General features: G+C 39.9%; 14 protein-coding genes. 10 read left to right on the top strand and 4 right to left on the bottom strand.

The annotated features are described in order from the left end of the window. The first annotated feature begins 507 nt into the window (after nucleotides 1-507). The 8 genes from RMZ43_RS32490 to RMZ43_RS32455 all read left to right on the top strand — a co-directional run bounded on the left by RMZ43_RS32490 (nucleotide 508) and on the right by RMZ43_RS32455 (nucleotide 7035). The gene (locus tag RMZ43_RS32490; RefSeq protein ID WP_229457894.1) at nucleotides 508-714 is read left to right on the top strand and encodes a hypothetical protein; all 207 of its coding nucleotides are present in this window, start codon (nucleotides 508-510) and stop codon (nucleotides 712-714) included. Nucleotides 715-948: 234 nt separating this feature from the next. Next, entirely contained in the window at nucleotides 949-2187 is a 1239-nt protein-coding gene (locus RMZ43_RS32485) for a GNAT family N-acetyltransferase (protein WP_322646765.1), read from the top strand. A 2-nt stretch (nucleotides 2188-2189) separates the two neighbouring features. Continuing rightward, nucleotides 2190-2666, top strand: a complete 477-nt coding sequence (gene ruvX / locus RMZ43_RS32480) for a Holliday junction resolvase RuvX (protein WP_322646766.1) — start codon at nucleotides 2190-2192, stop codon at nucleotides 2664-2666. Between the two features lie 146 nt (nucleotides 2667-2812). Next, entirely contained in the window at nucleotides 2813-3385 is a 573-nt protein-coding gene (locus tag RMZ43_RS32475) for a DUF3727 domain-containing protein (protein ID WP_322646767.1), read from the top strand. 275 nt (nucleotides 3386-3660) lie between these two features. Continuing rightward, entirely contained in the window at nucleotides 3661-4287 is a 627-nt protein-coding gene (locus RMZ43_RS32470) for a hypothetical protein (protein ID WP_322654181.1), read from the top strand. Nucleotides 4288-4341: 54 nt separating this feature from the next. Further along, on the top strand, nucleotides 4342-4881 hold the full coding sequence (locus RMZ43_RS32465) for a YqeG family HAD IIIA-type phosphatase (RefSeq protein ID WP_322654180.1): 540 nt from the start codon (nucleotides 4342-4344) through the stop codon (nucleotides 4879-4881). A 404-nt stretch (nucleotides 4882-5285) separates the two neighbouring features. Next, entirely contained in the window at nucleotides 5286-6395 is a 1110-nt protein-coding gene (gene proB, locus RMZ43_RS32460; RefSeq protein WP_322654179.1) for a glutamate 5-kinase, read from the top strand. 52 nt (nucleotides 6396-6447) lie between these two features. Next, on the top strand, nucleotides 6448-7035 hold the full coding sequence (locus tag RMZ43_RS32455; protein WP_322654178.1) for a Uma2 family endonuclease: 588 nt from the start codon (nucleotides 6448-6450) through the stop codon (nucleotides 7033-7035). 375 nt (nucleotides 7036-7410) lie between these two features. Here RMZ43_RS32455 and RMZ43_RS32450 read toward each other — a convergent pair whose 3' ends face one another. Both RMZ43_RS32450 and RMZ43_RS32445 read right to left on the bottom strand, forming a co-directional pair. Beyond that, a complete protein-coding gene (locus RMZ43_RS32450; protein WP_322654177.1) occupies nucleotides 7411-8052 on the bottom strand; it encodes an HAD family hydrolase in 642 nt (213 codons plus the stop codon). A gap of 122 nt (nucleotides 8053-8174) precedes the next feature. Continuing rightward, nucleotides 8175-9158: an ROK family protein gene (locus RMZ43_RS32445; RefSeq protein ID WP_322654176.1), complete on the bottom strand. Its 984-nt coding sequence runs from the start codon at nucleotides 9156-9158 to the stop codon at nucleotides 8175-8177. 100 nt (nucleotides 9159-9258) lie between these two features. On the opposite strand from RMZ43_RS32445, the gene RMZ43_RS32440 reads away from it, so the two are divergent. Then, on the top strand, nucleotides 9259-9477 hold the full coding sequence (locus tag RMZ43_RS32440; protein WP_322654175.1) for a hypothetical protein: 219 nt from the start codon (nucleotides 9259-9261) through the stop codon (nucleotides 9475-9477). Nucleotides 9478-9494: 17 nt separating this feature from the next. Here the strand turns inward: RMZ43_RS32440 and RMZ43_RS32435 are convergent, their stop codons facing one another. Continuing rightward, nucleotides 9495-10265, bottom strand: coding sequence for a Mut7-C RNAse domain-containing protein (locus tag RMZ43_RS32435; protein WP_322654174.1), 771 nt, complete (start codon nucleotides 10263-10265; stop codon nucleotides 9495-9497). Nucleotides 10266-11413: 1148 nt separating this feature from the next. Here RMZ43_RS32435 and RMZ43_RS32430 point away from each other — a divergent pair. Next, entirely contained in the window at nucleotides 11414-12391 is a 978-nt protein-coding gene (locus RMZ43_RS32430) for a sucrase ferredoxin (RefSeq protein WP_322654173.1), read from the top strand. Between the two features lie 153 nt (nucleotides 12392-12544). On the opposite strand, the gene RMZ43_RS32425 is transcribed toward RMZ43_RS32430, so the two are convergent. Then, nucleotides 12545-14140, bottom strand: coding sequence for a helix-turn-helix domain-containing protein (locus tag RMZ43_RS32425; protein ID WP_322654184.1), 1596 nt, complete (start codon nucleotides 14138-14140; stop codon nucleotides 12545-12547). Nucleotides 14141-14157: the final 17 nt, after the last annotated feature.

Raw genomic sequence — 14157 nt, 5'->3', positions numbered from 1 at the left:
AAGCGATCGCTTACATAGGTAAAAATCCGCGTTACTATTGTCAGAATTCACTTACATGGATCAATAGCGTCCCATCAGTGAAAGATTAAGATGATTTTACTTTTGTCAATTAGAAATTATGCTGACAATCTGAAACAAGCAGAGGTATGAAGTTAACTCTTGTACTGAACCAATGGAGTAAAAATAAAAGATGCCTATCAAAATTACGCGTAGGCATAGCCCGCCGTAGGTATCGCCTGCTCAAAAATTGTGTTTTCAACTCCAATTTCATAGTATAGCCTGATTATAGCGAGATTTTAAGTAGTATTGCTTATTGACAAAACGTTTGCTTTTCTGGCGATTGCCTTTTGAGAGCAAATCTTCCACCTTGAACCCAAACCTACTGCGATCACTATCTGTAAGAAGCGTTAAACTTCATTGCAAATTAAGAAGTTAGTGCAAACAACGTGATAGTTTTTGGTCATGAAGAGAGACAGCATAGGATTAATACAGGAGAACACAGTGGCAATGGAATCAAATTTATTAACGAATGCAAGCGCAGATGAAATGAATCAAGATTTCAGTGAATATGTCGCCAACCTGCAACTTCACATGACTCTGCAAGCTCGTAATCTTGTTCCAACCCTGAAGCAAACACTGGTAGATAGTCGCCAGCAATTACTCCATCAAACCCAAGCCCACTTTGAAAAGCTAGTTTCTCGACAAGGGCTATAAAAATATACAAATTTTAATCAAAATTCCAATAAAATATAAGGCAGATGTTGTTGGGTTAATGCCAATGGTGTTCTCACAAGGTCTGCTTTTTCTGCTTTTTTAAGTATTAAGTTACTAAAATCACCCTTTTGGCGCAATAGTAAGGGGCAAAAAGCAGTTAATATTATTTTATTGCTATTGCAGCAGTTCCTTTGAAGAGCAGTTAGTTAAGGCTAAATAGCGGCTCGAATAAAAATGACTTCATTACTTCCCAGAAACCTCAGCGTTGTTATCCGACCAGTCCAATTCCGGGATCTGGACGGAATCGAGCGCATAACTCAAGAGTCATTCTCAGCCCTCACTCCTAAGGGAGCAGGTTTTGCCATCAGCCAGATGCTCATGCTGCGTCGCTGGTATGGATTACTCAAATTTTTGAGTTGGTTTCCTAACCCGCTACAGTATCGTCTCTGTGCCTACATAGCAGAGCAAGGACGGATGCTTCTAGGGATGATTCAAGTGTCACCCTTTAACCGGACACGCAGCACTTGGCGCATCGATCAAGTGCTGTTAGAGCGTGGTATCGATAAACAAGGAACTGGTTCACAACTTTTGCGTCATTGCTTTGAATCGATTCTGGAAGCTCGGACTTGGTTACTGGAAGTTAATATTAATGACATAGAGGCGCTGGCGCTATATCGGCAAAATGGATTCCAGCGTCTGGCAGAAATGACGTACTGGGAAATTGGGCCAGAATTACTGGCTGAATTAGCACAAGCAGAGCCAGACTTACCAAACCTTCTGCCAGTAAGTAATGCTGATGCCCAGTTGCTATATCAACTAGATACGGCATCTATGCCACCTTTGGTTCGTCAGGTTTTTGACCGTAATACCCGCGACTTTAAAACCAGTTTGTTTGGTGCTTTAACTGATGCAGTAATGCAATGGGTAAGCAAAACAGAAGTAGTGAGTGGTTACGTATTTGAACCGCAACGCAAAGCTGCGATCGGCTATTTTCAGGTGCAACTTGACCGTAAGGGTGAAGTTCCCCACGTTGCAACGCTGACGGTTCATCCTGCTTATACTTGGCTGTATCCAGAATTATTATCTCAGCTAGCTCGTATTGCCCAAGATTTTCCTCAACAAGGGTTACAACTCGCTTCTTCAGACTATCAGGCAGAGCGAGAAGAATATTTGGAGCGAATTGGGGCAAAACGCATAGAACATACATTAGTTATGTCTCGCTCTGTATGGCACAAGCTACGGGAGTCTAAATTCGTTTCCTTAGAAGGAATCCAGTGGACTGACATGCTGCAAGGTTTACAACCAGCACGTAAACCTATACCAGGTGGGATGTCATGGATACAACCAGGACAGCTGCCATCATCAGATAAACCACTGCCAAGCAAGTCAGAACCGATTAACTTTTCGGTAAAAAATCCTAGCATGGAAGCATCACCGATTTCTGAATCAGCAGATGCACAGCAGGAGAATTAATTGTGATATCCCAAGAGCAACTAAAACCTTTTATTTCAGCGTTGGGACTAGATTTTGGTCGCAAGCGCATTGGTGTGGCAGGGTGCGATCGCACGGGTTTAATTGCAACAGGGATTACCACAATTGAGCGCACATCTTTTGAGCAGGATGTCGAGCAAATCCGGCAAATAGTTAATGAACGCGAGGTGCAAATCCTGGTGATGGGCTTACCTTATTCAATGGATGGCTCACTAGGATTTCAAGCGCGTCAAGTTCAGAAATTTACTACAAGACTTGCTAAAGCACTAAAGCTGCCTGTGGAATATGTGGATGAACGATTAACTTCATTTCAAGCAGAACAACTGTTGATAGCTGAGAACCGCTCCCCGTCACGCCATAAAGGTTTGATTGACCGTAAGGCAGCCGCTTTGATTTTACAACAATGGCTCGATGTTAAGCGTGCTAATTCCCACAGTTCAGTTGCGGCTATTGAATATTGATACCTTTTAACATGATATTCTGAAAACGATTAGCCAGCAGTTGTTATCTACGTATAAAGCTATTTAGTTGACATAATATGTCATTAAATAGGTAAGCGATTTTAAAACTTGCTGGTATTTATTAAATTTCTTTCTACATTTCGGCTATGTTTTCCTCTCCTTTTCCTGAAGAAAATGATAACGCTCATGCGGGTTCCATCACTTTAACCGATGATAAAGGGCGATCGCTCGAATGTTACATTGAGCATTCCCTCGAAGTCGATGAACAAGAATACGTTTTACTTCTTCCTGTAGACTCACCTGTAGAAATTTTTTCTTGGGAAGGTGACGGTGAGGAAGAAGAAGCGGTTCTGGTAGAAGATGACACGATTATTGAGCAAATTTTTGCCACTGCCCAAGCTGTGTTATCTGAGCAGAACCTGATATTAAAGAATACAGCTTACGCTCTGACTGTTGCAGGTGATTTACCACCCGTTGAAGAATCAGAACTTTTCACTTTAGAAATCGAGGATGAAGAGGCGGATTTAGATCCGGAGCAATTACAGCTACTCGCTAGCTTCTATGATGAAGATCAGGAGTATGCAATTTATACACCTCTCGATCCCCTGTTATTTTTTGCACGGATAACAAAAACAGGTGAACCTGAATTACTTTCTCCAGAAGAGTTTCGCAAAGTGCAACCTCTGTTAGAAGAACATCTTTTTAATGAAGTAGAATAAGATTAAAAATTCAAAATGTAACGTTTTCATTTTGAATTTTTTAATTGAAAGTTTTCATTGTAATCAAAATCTAGCTAAACCTTTTACCATGTCCCATTTAATGTGGAAGCAATGAATTATTGACATTAAATTGGGACAGTTAGTATTGTTTAAGATTCTGAAAAAAGCATTTTGCTAGGGATTTTAATTCCATTATCATCTTTAAAAGTTTGCCACAGGAGGAAACCCTTCTTACAACTTTCCGCAAAATCCAAAATTGGGATGAGGTGCTGAAAATGGCTTATAGCGACTTTACATTAAGTAAATTTAAAAAGTCATTCAGCATCCACATTGATGAAGAAACTGATTTATGTGCCGACATAGAACCTTTACAGCCAAGCGAGAAACTCATAAATTCTTTGGAAGAAACGGCAGAACTGGCTTTAGCAATTAATACTGAAAAAGCTCGTTCAGAAATGATTATCACTCCGATTTTGTTGGAAGTAAGACGCAGGGCTAATTATCCAATTAGTTTATTTTCAGGAACAGATTTTAATGTAGATGCCGAAAAAGGTCTAAATGGCTATTGTGATTTTATCATCAGCCGTGCTAAAGAACAACTAACAATTAATGTGCCTGTGGTGGTTATTATTGAAGCGAAAAATGAAAATATTAAAAGTGGATTAGGTCAATGTGCAGCGACAATGTTGGCAGCACAATTGTTTAATCAACAAGAAGGAAATGAAATTAAAAAAATTTATGGCGCGGTAACAACGGGGGATATTTGGAAGTTTTTAAAGTTAGAAGAGAACGATATATTTATTGATTTGAATAATTATTACATCAAAGAGATAGATAAGATTTTAGGGATTTTATCTCAAAGTGTTCAGGGAGATATCCCAAAATCGAGTTCGACTAACTAAACTATATTGGGTTATGCTCATTTGTCTGAAGCTATTTAAATTTGACTGTTGACTATGGCCTGGAACAATCTTTTACAGCCTGATTTGATTTTAGAAGGTTCAGTGTTGAACCTAACACCAGATATTATCCAAAAATACGGACTGAAGGGGCTGGTATTGGATGTAGATGAAACCTTAGTACCCTTTAGAGTAGGGCTGGCTTCCCCAGAACTACAAGATTGGGTAGAGCAAATTCGCTCCTGTACTGCATTGTGTTTAGTGAGTAACAATCTGAGTGAAGCGCGAATTGGTGGAATTGCACGATCGCTCAACCTACCTTACTACTTAGGTGCAGCCAAGCCCTCCCGACGCAAAATTAGAGCAGCACTGAGGGGAATGGATCTACCAGTGCATCAAGTGGGGATGGTAGGCGATCGCTTATTTACCGATGTCATAGCAGGTAATCGCCTGGGGATGTTTACCATTCTAGTTGAACCGATTGTCCATGCAGACACAGCCCTGCGTTCTCATCCTGTTCGCAACTTTGAAGTTTGGATATCTGAAATACTTGGAGCCTCTATTACCCCCAAGAGAAGCAAGATTCACAAAAGTTGACAAATCGTCAGGAAAGTAAATCTAAAGAAATGGTTAAAGAATCTTATTGGAATCCAAAAATCGGGGATTATAACTATTAATAACATGGGGTCAGCCAAAAAAGACCCTACAGTATACAAAATAAATATAAACCCGTAAAGCGTCAGCCTTCACTATAGAAGGATTGGCGCTTTACAATTTTGGATTTTAGATTGTGAATTTTGGATTGAATCTAAAATAGACTTCTTTGTGGATGGATTTAAAGCCTAAAAAGGTGTTTCCATAGGCTTTAATCTGTTCACATGGATTACGTGTGCTTTCGGGTAGGCGTCTAAAAAAAACTTATGCAAGATGTCTAATCTGTAATTTAAAATCTAAAATCGTTCGACTGAGCGTAGCCGAAGTCTAAAATCTAAAATTCAAAGATGTTATTAACAATTGTTGTCAAAATCGGTACTTCGAGCCTAACCCAACCAGAAACGGGACAATTAGCACTTTCTACCATCGCTACCTTGGCAGAAACACTCTGTTATTTAAAACGCCAAGGACACCGGGTAATTTTGGTTTCTTCTGGGGCTGTAGGAGTGGGTTGTGCGCGGTTGGGCTTAACTGAACGTCCCAAAGCGATCGCACTAAAACAGGCTGTAGCAGCAGTTGGGCAAGGCAGATTAATTCGGATATACGATGATTTATTTACTACTCTGCAACAAGCGATCGCTCAAGTATTATTAACTCGCAGCGACTTAGTACAGCGCAGCCGCTATCTCAACGCCTACAATACTTTTCAGGAACTATTAGGGTTGGGAGTTATCCCAATAGTCAATGAAAATGATACCGTAGCCATAGACGAACTAAAATTTGGTGATAATGACACCCTTTCGGCATTAGTCGCTAGTCTAGTAGAAGCAGATTGGCTATTTTTACTTACCGATGTCGATAGGCTGTACTCAGCCGATCCGCGTTCCGTACCAGATGCGCGGCCGATCGCTTTAGTGAGTAGCATTAAAGAATTAGCTCAATTACAAATACAAACAGGTTCCCAAGGTTCTCAGTGGGGTACTGGCGGTATGGCGACAAAAATTTCGGCTGCGAGAATTGCGATCGCTGCTGGAGTTCGTACCGTAATTACCCAAGGGCGATTTCCCCAGAATATCGAAAAAATTATCCAAGGTGAACTGATTGGGACGCATTTTGAACCGCAACCTGAACCAACTTCGGCGCGTAAACGTTGGATAGCTTACGGACTTTTACCTACGGGTAAATTGTATTTAGATGAAGGTGCGATCGCGGCAATTTCTCTAGGGGGAAAATCGTTATTAGCAGCTGGAATTAAAGTAGTAGAAGGAGAGTTTCGCACACAGGATGCAGTGCAATTGTGTGATAACAACGGTAACGAAATTGCTAGAGGACTTGTAAATTACAACAGCGATGAATTGCAAAAGATTCGTGGCTGTCATTCGCGGGAAATTTCCGCAATTTTAGGCTATGCGGGTGTGGAAACTGTGATTCATCGGGATAATTTGGTTTTGATTTAGGATAGAAATAAGATAAATTTCGTAAGTATTAACTGCGAGAGTGAAAAATATTATGACTCAAACGTTAAAAAATGCTGTTAACTTACCAGAAGAACAACGCTTCTTCAGACGTGGTTTAAGTTGGGAACAATTCAAAGCGATTCAAGCCAGCTTTGAAAATGTAGCGGGAGTGCGGTTGTTTTATTGTGAGGGAATCTTAGAAATTGTGAGTATTGGCAAGCCTCATGAGGCAATTAAGTGTTTAACTGGTTTACTCTTGGGGCAGTATTTCTTGGAACAGGGCATTGAATTTTTCCCCAGTGGGAGTTTTAGCCAGGTTATTCCTGAGATAGTAGAATATCAAGGAGATTTATCTTATTGCTTTGGAACGGACAAATCTGTACCAGACTTGTGTATTGAAGTAGTGATTACTAGCGGTAGTCCCATAAAGTTACAGAAGTACAAATTAATGGGAGTCCCGGAAGTTTGGTTTTGGGAAGATGGCACAATTGAAGTTTACTGCTTACGAGAACAAGAATATGAGAAAGTTGTTACAAGTCAGCTATTACCAGAATTAGATTTATCCCTGCTCAATCGTTGCATTTTGTTATCATCTCCCTTAGAAGCCCTTAGAGAGTTTCGCCAGGGTATTCAACAGTAATAGTAGGTTTAAATAAAAGAAAATATTTGAATATCGTTAAAAATGTTAATTTTGACTGTAAGACTGATAATTAAAGAAAACAAAAATCAAATCTGGTGAAAAATGACTAACCAAAAACTAACGTTAGAAATTCCATAATCTCTGTTTGAGCAATTGCATCATCTTGCTAAGTTAACAGGTCAATCTATAGAATCCTTAGCATTGCAAAGCATTACGAGCAATGTACCTTATTTAACTGAAAAAGTACATGACCTTGATGAACTACTGTCACGAGTAACACGCAATAATTTACATGGGGAAATTGACAGTGGAAAGCCTGTAAATTATGAAATATTCTGAATCTGAATTATACATACTCTGATTCATGCAATAAGTCTAATGGTGTGACAACAAAGAAGGTAGTTGGTGCATGGAGTAAAAAACACGCGCTCCAGATGCCTCAAGTAGAGTAGCCTCTCTTTGCTCGGTGTAGCCTAAAACCTTCATTCTAGCGGCAACACCTGCACGTACACCCAAAACGCTATCTTCTACAACTGTACAGGATGCAGGTTGAACTCCCATATTTTTAGCCGCATATAAGAATAAGTCAGGTGCTGGCTTCCAGCTTTGAATTTTATATGAGCTAAAAATACGTCCTTCAAATCGAGGCAGTAGGTTAGTTACACGCAAAGCTAACTTAATTTTTTCTGGTGGGCCACTGGAAGCAACGCAAATAGGTAGATTAATCTTGTCTAAAGCTGCTTCTATTCCTTCTACAGGACGTAGTTCACGTTCAAATGCCTCAGCAGTACGGATACGAAGCTGAGTTACAAAATCTTGTGGCATCTTTTTTCCAAGTTTTTGCTCAATAACAGCGACACAATCAGCCATTTTGCAACCCTTAAATAACAAAATAGCTTCTTCAAGTTTCATTGCAAGTCCAAACTCAGCGACAAATTCCACAAGAACGCGATTGCCTAATTCCTCACTGTCTACTAATACTCCATCACAATCAAAAATAACTAATTCTGTTTGCATGTATACGCTCCACGCCTCATACCGTTTCTACTTTAAGGTTGATATATTTAGGCAAGCAGGGGAGCAGAGGAGCAGGGGAGCAGAGGGGAAAGATTTTGTATCAGGATTTTAGTGAAATGGTATCACTCATTTGCAAATTGGGGATTTGCGAGCAAAGCGATCGCTACACCGCCCCACAACGGCGCATCATCCCCCAAAATCGCCGACACAATTTCAAAATTAACCTCTGGTAAAGCCGTCTCCCGCGCCACTTGACGCACCACCTGCCAAAAATTCTCCCCTGCCTTCATCACACCGCCTCCCAACACAAAGCGCTGCGGATTCATCAAGTTCGCCACATTGCCAATACCCACACCCAGCGCCCAAGCTGCCTTATGCAAAACTTCTTTCGCCAAATTATCCCCAGCCGCCGCCGCCTCACTTACCAACTGCCCTGTCAACAACGTTAAATCATCCCCCACCAAACCCCTCAACACTTCTCCTCCTTGGCGTACTTGGCGACTTGACGATTCCTTCTGCAATATTTCCCTAACATTTTGCGCCATATAAGGCCCCGAAGCCAAACGTTCCACACATCCCCGCTTCCCACACAAACAAACTGGCCCAGCAGGATCTACAACAATATGTCCAATTTCCCCAGCCATCCCACCAGTACCGCGCCAAGGCTGCCCGTTGAGTATCCAACCACCACCCACACCAGTGCTGACAGTTATATAAAACAAGCTATCGTACCCCTGTCCAGCACCAAAACGATGTTCACCCAAAGCAGCAACATTAGCATCATTATCCACACCAACAGGAATGCCAAACTCCTCCTCCAACAATCCTTTAAGCGGAATATTCTCCCATCCAGCCACATGATGAGATAGTCGCACCATCCCCGTGGAAGTATCTACAGGGCCGCCAAAGCTGACACCGATCGCAGCAGGTTTTGTGTCTTCTAACAGAGAGTATATTAGCGATCGCATAATTTCCAAGTCAGTACTAGCATTTGCATTCGCTGGCGAGAGACGGCGTTCATAACGCAACCACTTTCTAGAACCGACATTTACCGTTGCTGCCGCCAATTTAGTTCCGCCAAAATCGAGAGCTAAAATTAATGCCATAGTTTTTTATCTTTATATAATAGGTGGTTTATTTCTCAAGAAAGATGTTTGCAAGCAAAATAAATTCAACACTAAAGAAAAGTGTATAATTTAGCAACTCATGACTTCCGAACCCAATCCACTTATCGATTTCTCTCAAGCTAAAGAAACTCCTGTCTCTCTTGATATCGATAAAGCTCAAGAGACAGATCCTATTGAACCTGAAGAAGTAACCGGAGAGAGTAAGCAAAACCCCACTCCTAATGATTTAAATAACGAAGATGAAGATCCTAGAATTGGGGGTAGTCAAATAATTAGTGCCAATATTTTAGGTAGCTAAATATTGCCATTACTAAGTTACTCACTGTTTTGTGAGTTGAGTACTTTGTCAATAAACTGTTGCAATCGTTCATAATGCGAACCTTTCCAATAAATGCGATCGCAGCCTTGGCAACGCTGGAACACATCAACCTGCGTAGCTTGCCGCCGTAGGCATCGCACTGTTTCTGGTAGCTTGTCAACGATGGATTGCTTATCTACAGGTTCTAATAATCCATTGCAACGCAAACACCGTTTAAATGGTGAGATTAATTTGAACAAATCGTAGCGTTGTAGTACTTCCAAGATTTGTTCTTGAGGGTTGGTATTTCTAACGTAATACCCATGCTTTACCAAACTACGCATTAATAAACCCTTATCACGAGTCAAGAGAATCCGTACTTGGCTATAGGATATCTCGGCTAATTTCTCATCCTCGTAGTCATTACGGTATAAAGTATCAAAACCTAAAAGTCGTAGAGATGTCGCCAGCTTCCCCAAATGAATATCTAAAACAAAGCGGATAATACTGAGCGGTTCTGGAATAACAGAAACGTTTGCTATAATAGTACCCCTAGCAGAAATTGGATAAACATTAATAGTATCTCCATCCGAAGCTATGTAAGAAAAATTTACATATTCACCATTAACATTGATAAAAGCAACTTCTGGATGAGGGACACCCAACGATTCAATCATGTCCTTAATTGAGGCTCTCTCCTCAAAAAAGTGGGAAATTTTCACCTGCTTATGATGCCGTGGTAAAAAATGATTCAATTCTCCATGAAAAAAGAAATATGCGATCGCCATACTTAAAATCTTAGAATTAATAGGGGCACATAACTCTACCCTTACTGTCAACAATTTGTCACACTTGCATGCAAAACTTTATCTATTGTATTGAAAGAATCAATACTTGTTCAAGTCAGCTATCTCCACTATTAAATAAGCATTGATCTTGATTTAAGCAACCTTCTAGAGGCAATAAACGATAAGAGAATTAGAAGGATTCTCAAATACTTGCATTTATTATTGAGTTCAGTTACAGTCAAAGTAGAGGCATATAATCAAACCCTGACATAAGCTTCAGGAAGTTAGATTAGATAAAAGGTAAATATACCAGGTTCGTTAATGTTGATGTTAGTGACGCTGCTAATAATTAGTCACTAGTTTTGCTCATTAACTTATCGTTCATGAAGTACGGGGCACAAAGCATTTACCCCTAATATAATTGTCTTTATTTTTTCTAAGCTAATTGAGAATTATTTGCAATATAATGTATAAATACATTAAAAGCAGATAAAAAGTTTTAAAACAGTATTGGGTTACCAAATTGTTACCTGTTTTTCAGGTGTTCTCGCATCTACTTTTAGGAATATGATTAAACAAAAACAACATAAAATTATATCTTTATATGTAAAAACAACAACTGTAACTAGCTATATAAAAAAATTCAGCAAAACTTTAAATAACTATGTTGCTGCTAGCAATATTTTTGATTGTAATATCAGCTACATCTATATTGTAAGCAAGTTGATTGCCTGTTACTCTCCAAGAGATGTCTGACGACAAGCTGCTTCTCTACGAGACGCTGCGCGAATGCATCTACGCAAAAGATTGAGACATATTTGATTTTGCGAAAGAAACCAACTTCAGAAAAGCCGAGCTTCAGCAAGTGAAAATTTATAAGATACCAAATAACAATAAAAATAGATACAAAACTAACGCCGCGCATACGGAAAAATCTATTTTTATGCTGTTTATGTCTATTGTGGAGACTTTATTAACCGGAAAGACCTCGATCAGTAATGATGTTATAAAGTGGATACCTAGTTTTAACTAGGAAATAAATATTGTTCTTTTTTATTATCTCTTTTAGCCAAGGATATTGTAACTAGGAACACAATTGTATTTTGTAATACCTTTCGTCCATAAAATACGCTAATGAGTACAGCGAGATGAATACTTTTTTTTGTTCTGACGATTCACAGCAAGTAGGAGAAGATGTTATTGGTAGCGCCACCAATTCTCAAACTTATGTTTTAGTTGAGTGTCCTTTACCTTGGATGTCAGAAGCTTTTAATTCCAAATGGGTACCTCAAAATTTGAGGGTTTTGGTAGAGGAAGTGAAGCGTGCAAAACTACCGATTAGATTCCTCTTAATTGCCAATGATCAATCACACAAAGTAAACCACACTACCCTGTTGATTTATCAAAAAAAAGAAGGGCTAAGTAATGGATATCAAAAAAAAGAGTTTAAGCTACCAAATATTGAGCAAGTAGCAGCAGTTGTCCAAAAATGGTTATGGGGTATCAGTTCTAATTCTGAGGTAGAAACGAGTACAACTAAAGATATTTTAGTTTGTACCCACGGTAGCCATGATAAATGTTGTGCCAGATATGGCGCTCCCTTTTACTTCAATGTAACATCAAGGAACGCTGATTTGTGCTTGGATAATGTGCGAATTTGGAAATCATCGCACTTTGGCGGACATCGGTTTGCACCAACAATTATAGACTTGCCAGAAGGAAGATATTACGGTCGTATAGATATAGATTCATTTAGATCGATTTTGACTCGTACTGGCGATATTCAATGCTTAAATAAAGTTTATCGAGGCTGGGGAATTCTGCCTGCTGCACTTCAGGTTTTGGAAAGAGAACTAATGCTTTGTAATGGATGGGATTGGTTTAATTACAAAGTTGCAGGCAAAATTTTAGAGCAAAGTTTAGATAATAATACTATTCTGGGTGAGCTAAGTTTTGAACAACCTTCTGGTTCTCTCTACACTTATCAGGCTAAACTTGTGAGAGATGAAACCAAGACTCAACAACTGAAGAGTTCATGCAATGCTACACGAGAGTTGGTAGTTACTAAATATGCTGTCGGTAGTCTTTGGGTTACTTCTAGTAAGGTGATGAGTTATAGTACTTAAAAGAGGAGAGGTTTTAAACGCAAAGGGACGCAAAGAGAAGCGCAGAGGTACGCGGAGTCTTACTGTATTTAGTATAACGCTGCACAAATTCGTAACAAAATCTCTGCGTACCTTTGCGTTTCCCTCTGCGTTCCTCTGCGTTGAAATTCCAAATCAAGATTGACCCATATTTAAGACTCTTCGTAAAAGTATTTGGTCTTCTAATTTGGCTTTTAAACGGCCATTTTCGATATCTCGAATCCAGCTTTGGCTTTTACCTGTAAGCTTTGCCAATTCTCTTTGGGAGAGATTCAAATTTTTTCGCGCCTGCAAAATCTGTTCACCTAGCAAATCGTTTGTAGCTTTAGGCTTCCTTTTGGCTTTAGCAGTTCTTGCTTTCTTTTTTTCCGATTCTGAGATTTGCTGTTCCCATTCTGGTGGGAGTTCAAAAGCCAAAATCCGCGCATTCATTAAGAGATTCCATTTCCCACGGGGGCCTGTGTCTGTGAGGCGAGTTTCAGCACCACCGTCATTAGTCCAAAATTCTAATGCTTCATCTGGATCTTCTGGAAGATCAACTAACTTCGCCCATAAAGGTTGAATTTCTGGTGGGTAAGTAACTGGATCGAAAAGTGGTTTCATTCCATAGTGATTGAGAATTTCTAAATCGCTTTCAAAAGTTCGCAGTAGACGTTTGCGTTCTTCCCGTTGTCTGGATGCAAGGGCAACTTTTTCTTCTCCGTAAGCAATACGCAGCAAGGTAGGAATAGTAATGCGTTGTTCTTTACCCATTTTGGTTTTAAACAGCAACCACAGCATTAATCGGACTGCGCCTTCATGTTGCTGCCAAATGCTCATGACTGTGGTTAGCAGCGTTTTGGGGAGACTGCCGTATTGATAGAATGCGGTTCGCTCTTTACATGCTTGTTTGTTTAAGAAATATTGTGCCCATAAGCCTGCTTTTACTTTAAAAGTTAACCCAATAAGATATTTGCATCCAAGATTGTCTTCTTGAAAGTGGTGCTGAATATCTACTAAGTGCCATAAGCGGCTACCTGTAATAGAGAATTCGTTAATTCGACCTTGTTGAGGCCAGTCGATGGAGATAACTAGGGAACAAGCTTGCTGGACAAGATTTTTCATTAAAGCTAGTTTGGCTGCTTTACTTAAATCTTTGCGTTTCTCCATCCCCAAATATTTCTCAATTTGTCGCTCATCGATCGCAAATTCTTGCTCCCAAGGTTGATCTAAGGCTGTAGCATAAGCGGCAAAAATTAGATGTATGCAAGCGGCCCTAATGTCAATCCCCTCAACTGCTGCTAAATCTGTGGCCTTGTCGTTAACTTTAAATGGATCTTGGATGTGAAAAGCGATCGCACCTCGCCCTTGATTGATTTGTCGGCTGTAACTTATATAGCCTTCTTCATCGGTTTCCCAATGTAGCGATGTACGTTGTGCTAGTACATTACAAGCTTCCCAAATAGCGATCGCTGAAGCAAATGGATTATTCTTGCCGTTAGAAAACAAGTCTAAACTGCTAGCATCTCTCGGTTCTATTTTGCATCTCCCCTTTTTTGACTGCCAAGGAATCGGAGAATTTGTTGGACAAGCTATTACACATTGCGGTTCTGAATAATAGCCCTCACAATTATTACAAAGACCAGGATCAATCCAGTATTCATTGTCCTCTATTCTGATTGCACCCGTAGGACATTGGGGGCGGCAGTTGTCACATCCAACGCAACTGTTGTTAGGAATTGTATAAGGCATTTGGCTCTTTTCCCACT

It is taken from the genome of Nostoc sp. CmiVER01 (genome assembly GCF_034531135.2).
Lineage (GTDB): Bacteria > Cyanobacteriota > Cyanobacteriia > Cyanobacteriales > Nostocaceae > Nostoc.
This window is presented reverse-complemented; position numbering and strand designations above follow the sequence as displayed.

What these genes read in the sequence shown, in the direction of transcription:
- RMZ43_RS32490 (WP_229457894.1), top strand. Translation starts at nt 508, where the DNA reads ATGGAATCAAATTTATTAACGAATGCAAGCGCAGATGAAATGAATCAA.
- RMZ43_RS32485 (WP_322646765.1), top strand. Translation starts at nt 949, where the DNA reads ATGACTTCATTACTTCCCAGAAACCTCAGCGTTGTTATCCGACCAGTC.
- RMZ43_RS32475 (WP_322646767.1), top strand. Translation starts at nt 2,813, where the DNA reads ATGTTTTCCTCTCCTTTTCCTGAAGAAAATGATAACGCTCATGCGGGT.
- RMZ43_RS32470 (WP_322654181.1), top strand. Translation starts at nt 3,661, where the DNA reads ATGGCTTATAGCGACTTTACATTAAGTAAATTTAAAAAGTCATTCAGC.
- RMZ43_RS32465 (WP_322654180.1), top strand. Translation starts at nt 4,342, where the DNA reads ATGGCCTGGAACAATCTTTTACAGCCTGATTTGATTTTAGAAGGTTCA.
- proB (WP_322654179.1), top strand. Translation starts at nt 5,286, where the DNA reads ATGTTATTAACAATTGTTGTCAAAATCGGTACTTCGAGCCTAACCCAA.
- RMZ43_RS32455 (WP_322654178.1), top strand. Translation starts at nt 6,448, where the DNA reads ATGACTCAAACGTTAAAAAATGCTGTTAACTTACCAGAAGAACAACGC.
- RMZ43_RS32450 (WP_322654177.1), bottom strand. Translation starts at nt 8,052, where the DNA reads ATGCAAACAGAATTAGTTATTTTTGATTGTGATGGAGTATTAGTAGAC.
- RMZ43_RS32445 (WP_322654176.1), bottom strand. Translation starts at nt 9,158, where the DNA reads ATGGCATTAATTTTAGCTCTCGATTTTGGCGGAACTAAATTGGCGGCA.
- RMZ43_RS32440 (WP_322654175.1), top strand. Translation starts at nt 9,259, where the DNA reads ATGACTTCCGAACCCAATCCACTTATCGATTTCTCTCAAGCTAAAGAA.
- RMZ43_RS32435 (WP_322654174.1), bottom strand. Translation starts at nt 10,265, where the DNA reads ATGGCGATCGCATATTTCTTTTTTCATGGAGAATTGAATCATTTTTTA.
- RMZ43_RS32430 (WP_322654173.1), top strand. Translation starts at nt 11,414, where the DNA reads ATGAATACTTTTTTTTGTTCTGACGATTCACAGCAAGTAGGAGAAGAT.
- RMZ43_RS32425 (WP_322654184.1), bottom strand. Translation starts at nt 14,140, where the DNA reads ATGCCTTATACAATTCCTAACAACAGTTGCGTTGGATGTGACAACTGC.